The 5,388-nt window shown below is 60.3% G+C and carries 7 protein-coding genes; 3 read left to right on the top strand and 4 right to left on the bottom strand.

What is annotated here, in order from left to right:
• Together VJ604_RS04435 and VJ604_RS04430 are read right to left on the bottom strand one after the other, a co-directional pair.
• Window positions 1-469: MucR family transcriptional regulator (locus VJ604_RS04435; protein ID WP_324080173.1), on the bottom strand; the 469-nt coding region annotated here is incomplete at its 3' end.
• Between the two features lie 462 nt (window positions 470-931).
• A complete protein-coding gene (locus VJ604_RS04430) occupies window positions 932-1,240 on the bottom strand; it encodes a hypothetical protein (protein WP_324080172.1) in 309 nt (102 codons plus the stop codon).
• Between the two features lie 271 nt (window positions 1,241-1,511).
• On the opposite strand from VJ604_RS04430, the gene VJ604_RS04425 reads away from it, so the two are divergent.
• Both VJ604_RS04425 and VJ604_RS04420 read left to right on the top strand, forming a co-directional pair.
• Complete coding sequence (locus tag VJ604_RS04425; RefSeq protein ID WP_324080171.1) at window positions 1,512-2,204, top strand: SOS response-associated peptidase; 693 nt, start codon at window positions 1,512-1,514, stop codon at window positions 2,202-2,204.
• Between the two features lie 116 nt (window positions 2,205-2,320).
• Window positions 2,321-2,713: a hypothetical protein gene (locus VJ604_RS04420; RefSeq protein ID WP_324080170.1), complete on the top strand. Its 393-nt coding sequence runs from the start codon at window positions 2,321-2,323 to the stop codon at window positions 2,711-2,713.
• Window positions 2,714-2,795: 82 nt separating this feature from the next.
• Here the strand turns inward: VJ604_RS04420 and VJ604_RS04415 are convergent, their stop codons facing one another.
• Window positions 2,796-3,617: a polysaccharide deacetylase family protein gene (locus tag VJ604_RS04415; RefSeq protein WP_324080169.1), complete on the bottom strand. Its 822-nt coding sequence runs from the start codon at window positions 3,615-3,617 to the stop codon at window positions 2,796-2,798.
• A 338-nt stretch (window positions 3,618-3,955) separates the two neighbouring features.
• Between VJ604_RS04415 and VJ604_RS04410 the strand changes: the two genes are divergently transcribed.
• Window positions 3,956-4,399 carry a thioredoxin family protein gene (locus VJ604_RS04410; RefSeq protein WP_324080168.1) on the top strand — a complete coding sequence of 148 codons (444 nt, stop codon included), beginning with the start codon at window positions 3,956-3,958 and terminating at the stop codon, window positions 4,397-4,399.
• Window positions 4,400-4,409: 10 nt separating this feature from the next.
• On the opposite strand, the gene VJ604_RS04405 is transcribed toward VJ604_RS04410, so the two are convergent.
• Window positions 4,410-5,132 carry a hypothetical protein gene (locus VJ604_RS04405; protein ID WP_324080167.1) on the bottom strand — a complete coding sequence of 241 codons (723 nt, stop codon included), beginning with the start codon at window positions 5,130-5,132 and terminating at the stop codon, window positions 4,410-4,412.
• Window positions 5,133-5,388: the final 256 nt, after the last annotated feature.

Raw genomic sequence — 5,388 nt, 5'->3', positions numbered from 1 at the left:
TCACCTTGCCCGCCGTTTTCGCCTGCCTTGAATCCTTGGCAGTCTTGACCGCTTCCTTCCTGGCCCTCAGCCTTTCCGACATGCCGCTCTCGATGGCTTTTTTGCTGCGCGAGTCGGAGTAGCTTTTGGCGGTGAGGGACTGTTTACGGGGGATCCCGAACATCTCCTTGTACTGGCGCGGTTTCAGGTCGTGCGCGACCCTCAGGTGGCTGGTGAGGATCTTGAATCCACCCTTGCCGCAGATCATGCAGCTGATCTCGTTCCGCCTGAACGCCTCCTTCTGGCTCAGAGCAAGGGCAGGCTGCGCATCCGGCTGCGCCTCCTCCGTTTCGATGACTACCCCCGATTCAAGTTTTTTGAGTTCGACATGGAACTTTTTGAGTTCCTGCACCATGTCTTCAGCGGTAAGAGGGGTACTCTTTGCCCGAGCGATCACCATTTCCAGCGCCATCTCAACCAGAGTAGCCATGTTGTCACCTCGTTAGTGGAAAAGATTTGTATTCTTTAATTACATGAAACAAATGTGATGTCAACTAACTTTTTTTCACTTTCTGTCGGGATGAGCGTCGCTCACTGACAGTGGTACGACGAAAACTGTCGCGCTATGTCAGTACAGTCCCATGTAGCGGGCGTTGCCGTCGCTCTTCACCCAAAGGGTGTGTCGGGCGATCTGCTGGTTTCGTATCTGAAAGACGCCCTGCTGTTCCGGGGCCATCCGCTGTCGCTGTTTGCGGTGAGTGAATGACTATTTCGGGAGAATTCGTTCCAGTTCAGCACCGCTGCATCCGTAACATGGTGAGCTGGTCCAAAAGGGTAGCAGCCGGACTTTGTGCGGCAGTGGAAAAAGGGGAGGCGGGTGTCAAGGTCGCGTCCGGAACTCTGAGAAGGAGCTCGCGGCGATCCGGTCGGGGACCCTGCACACCCTCGAAAGTCAGCTCCTGGGCTTTTGCACCTGCAGCCCCCGGTTGAGCGGGCGCGCGTGCAACGCGCCCAGCTGCTCGGCGTTGATGTTGTGCAGGCAAGCGAGCACCAGCTGCTCTCCCAGTTCGTCGACGTCCCTGCCGACCACCTTGAGCGCCACCTCTCCATCGCTGTTCCTAACCCGCAGATGCAGCAGCTCTCCCGAACGGCAGGCCTCGAAACTCTTTTCCTCCCAATTGTCCATCCCCACCGCCAACAGGTTCAAGGCCACTTCCTCCAAGATCGCCGTCATCAGTTGCTGAATCTCGTCCTCACTCATCGCCCCCTCCTTGCCAGGCTTCGTTGTGGTGGGCGGTGCCCACCAAGATTTGGGCTCCCTGGCCGGTGCCCACCCTGCCACTGCCGACATTTTGGTCGTAGTTTCGTCAATTCGCCTTGCATGATTAGAAAGCGTTAAGTATAGAGGGTGCCAGCTGGGCCGTCAATCGACAATCATGTCCCACCTGCCGCTCGCCCAAGCCATAGCGGCGCGGCAGACGGCGCCATTTCCGTTGAAAAGAGGAGGAGGCCGGTGATACCATGGCCAAATTATGTGTGGACGCTTCGTTTTCGACCTCCCCCTCGATCTGCTGATCGAACTCTTCGGCCTCTCCGCGCCGACGGCGGTGACTCCCAACTTCAACGTGGCCCCGACCCAACGGGTCGCGGTGATCAGGCCGGATGAGGCGGGACGCCCCCGGCTCGATCTCCTCAGCTGGGGGCTGATCCCCTCCTGGGCGAAGGAGCGCTCGATCGCCAGCAGGATGATCAACGCCCGCTCGGAGACGGCCGGCGAGAAGCCCGCCTTCAGGAGGCTGCTTAAATCGCGGCGCTGCCTGTTGCCGGCCTCCGGCTTTTACGAATGGAAATCGGAGGGGAAGAGGAAAGCACCCCTCTACTTCTCTCTCAAGGACGGCTCTCCCCTGCTGCTGGCGGGGCTGTGGGACAGTTGGAGGTCGCCGGAAGGGGAGGTGATTGAATCATGCACCATACTGACCACGGACGCCAACGAGCTGATCGATCCTTTCCACGACCGGATGCCGGTCATCCTGCCTGCCCGGTGCTACCGGAGTTGGCTGCAACCGGGCCCCGACCAGCTCCCCCCGCTGCCCGAGCTTTGCCTCCCGTACCCGGCGGAGCTCATGCAGGTATGGCCGGTATCTCCGCTGGTGAACAGCGTGCACAATAACTGCGCGGAGCTGGTGCGACCGCTTCAGGAGTGCGCCGCGCCGCTCCTTTTTTAACACGATCGTCATGAGCGATAACTGTATTCTTGTTTGCCTTGACGGAACCTCCGTGATATAAAGCTTCAATTGCACCTCGTCGAAAACGGGACACTAAATTTAAGGAGAGCGAACCAATGGCAAAAAACCCCGAAATGACTTTTAAATACATCTTCACCTATGACTATAGCCCGGTCTACATCAACGGTGCCCACGGCGGTGTCTCGCCGCGCGGCGAGCTGGTGATGAATTTCTACCTTGAGCGCCAGCCGCTCCCCAACGCGCTCTCCTACGAGATCACCCCCGCCGGCTCCATCGGCGCCGAGACCGGCGTGGAGCCTGCCGACCTGGGCCAGAGCCTGGTCCGCCAGGTCGTCAACGGCGTGGTGGTCAACCTGCAGACCGCTCGCGAACTCCACTACTGGCTGGGCGAGAAGATCAGGGAGATGGAAGCGCTTGAGCAGGCACGCGGCGCAGCCAGCGCCATCAGGGCCGAGGACCTCACCCTGAAGAGCGAGGCCACTCACTAAGAAGGGAGAGATACTCCACTAAAAGAAAAACCCACCGGCATGGCCGGTGGGTTTTTTTGTGTCTCAGGTTGTCGCGGTTAGCTTAAAAGGCGATGTTCCTCTTGGGGGCGCTCCCCTCCACGATCCTCGCGAAGGACTTACCCTGGTCCGCGTTGATCAGCAGGTAGCGGGGAAGCTTCATCACGTTGTCCCTGGTGGTGGCGTGGTGCGCCTCGATGGTGAAGGTCGCCTTGTAGCCGGCCTCGCCCGCCTTCTTCAGGAGGTAGTCGTCGTAGATGCCGAACGGCCAGGCCAGCATGTCGACGTTGCCACCCAGCTGGGACTCCAGCCTCTCGCGGGATTTCTTGAGCTGCATGGTGACCGATTTCTCGAACTCCGCCGGGGCCATCTTCTTGCGGTCCTTCTTGAAGTTGGGGTGCCAGTAGGTGTGCGACTGCACGTCGAAGTTGTTCTTCTTGAGGATCTTCAGCTGATCCCAGGTCATCGCGTACTTGGCGTTGGAGATGGCGGAGGGATAGATGAAGACGGTGACCGGGACGTTGTACTTCTTGGCCAGCGGGAGCATGTCGCTGTACACCGACTTGTGGCCGTCGTCGGCCACGATGACCACCGATTTGGGGCCGGGCGCCGGTCCCTTTTTCAGGTAGTAGTCGACCAGGGCCTGCAGCGGGATCACGTGGTAGCCGTTCTCCTTCAGGTATTTCAGGTGCTCCTCGAAGACGGTGGTCTTGATGGTCATGCCGTCGGCCACGGTGGGGCCGAAACGGTGGTAAAGCAGGATGGGAACGTAAAGGCCCTGGGTGGCGGCCGGCGGGTTGGTTTTGACTTCCGGCTGCGCGGCCTGGACGTTGAGCGTCATCATCAGCAGGGCAGCTACCAGCAAGAGCAGGGTACGGCATTTCATCTGGGTTAGACCTCCGGTTTGCATCGTAAATAATTGGACTCCCGACAAGGAGCAGCTACCTACCTTACCAGAAAGCGAGGAGATTTTGAACGGGAATTCCACCGCCAAAACTTAACTTTCGCCAACACCGAGCTGCCGCTCAAGGAACTTTCGCAACCTCGTCGGCAGCGCGGTCGCTTTTTGTACATCCCCGTCCAGATCGTAGTCCTCTCCCTCGCGGAGTCGGGGGAGAGGGGTGGGGTGGGGGCGGGACTATTAGGGGCAAGTGTACGACAATGGTGGGGTGCCACGGAAAAAAGCGCTAGAATGAGTCAGGCAGATCAAACGAAGGAGGAGGTATGAACTCTTTTCTTGTATCGTGTCCGGCCTGTGGCACCGCCAACCGTGTCCCGGCGGACAAGGAGGGGGTGGCGGGCACCTGCGGCAGCTGTCATGCGGCTCTTCCCCCCCTGTATTGGCAACCACGGCAGTTGACTGAAAGCACCTTCGACGACTTCGCTGCCCGCTACCAGGGACCGCTGCTGGCGGAGTTCTGGGCTCCCTGGTGACCGCATTGCGTCTCATTCGCACAGGCTGTGCGAACAGTGGCGGAAAAACTGGCTGGGCGCGCCGCGGTGGTGCAGGTCAACACCGACGAAAATCCGCAGCTCTCCTCCCGCTTCGGAGTGACCGGGATTCCGGTCCTCTTGCTGATCAAGAAGGGGAGGGTGGTGGACAAGGTGACCGGCGCCCAAACCGCCGAAGCGGTGGTGGAGTGGTTCCGGCGTAACGAAGGTAGGTAGTCGCTCCCCTTCACCCTTCCTTGCCATCCTGGGCGCGGTCGCCGGACAGGGTGACCGTGGTGTCCATGCTGGTTGCACGCAGGGTGATGGTGGCCGGGACGCCGGTCGGGTCGAGCAGGTAGCTGTCCACCTCGCGGGAGGTCTCCGTGTCGCCCGTTACCTCCGAGGAGACCTCCAGCACGGAATGGCCGTGCAGGGCCCCCTTCAGGGCCCAGCTCACGGTCACCGTGCTGCCGTCGCTTCCCTGGAAGGTTCCCAGCGTACCGCGGTCGCCTACCCGGGGCGAGCTGGGGAGGGTGCACTGGCTGACCGGGTTATAGCTCACCCCCGAGTTGAAGAGGATCTTGTACACGCCGCTGTCGTCGGGCTCGAAGTATTTGGTGCTGATGCTGATGACGGGAATGCCGCCGTTGGCCTTCAGGGTCATCACCTCGCGCGCCCGGGTCAACTGGCGCCCCTCGAACAGTCTCGGCCCATCGGCGATGATGGAATAGGAGCCGGTCCAGGCTCGTCCCTGCTGGTCGGAGCCGACGATGACCGGGAACCGGAAGGACTCCCCCATGGTCAGACCGAGGTAGACCTTCTTGAAGAGCGCCATGCAGACGGCGGTCCCTTCCGGGGTCAGCTCTCCGCACGGGGCTGCGGCCTGTCCGTTGCGGCCGCCTGAAAAAGATCCCCCCTGGTTGACGATGATTCCGGTCAGTGTGTCCTTGCGGTCATCTTCTTCCCCCATGGCTTGGCTCCTTTGGCGGACGCCCGGGTGTCTCTTCTTCGGGCGGCGCGGGATATGATGGCTTGGGGCAGGGAAAGCGGGTTCATTGATACCGGTTAATGTTATCGTTGTTCTGGCAAATGCCAAGGGAAGATAGCGGTGAGGGGCGGATGCCCGGTGGCAATGGTTGGTGTCGGGGAGGGAAAAAGAAAAAGGGCCAAGTCATAGACCTGGCCCTTTGCTGTATGTTTGGTGGGCGTACTGGGATCGAACCAGT

It is taken from the genome of Geomonas sp., assembly GCF_035254065.1.
Classification (GTDB): domain Bacteria; phylum Desulfobacterota; class Desulfuromonadia; order Geobacterales; family Geobacteraceae; genus Geomonas.
This window is presented reverse-complemented; position numbering and strand designations above follow the sequence as displayed.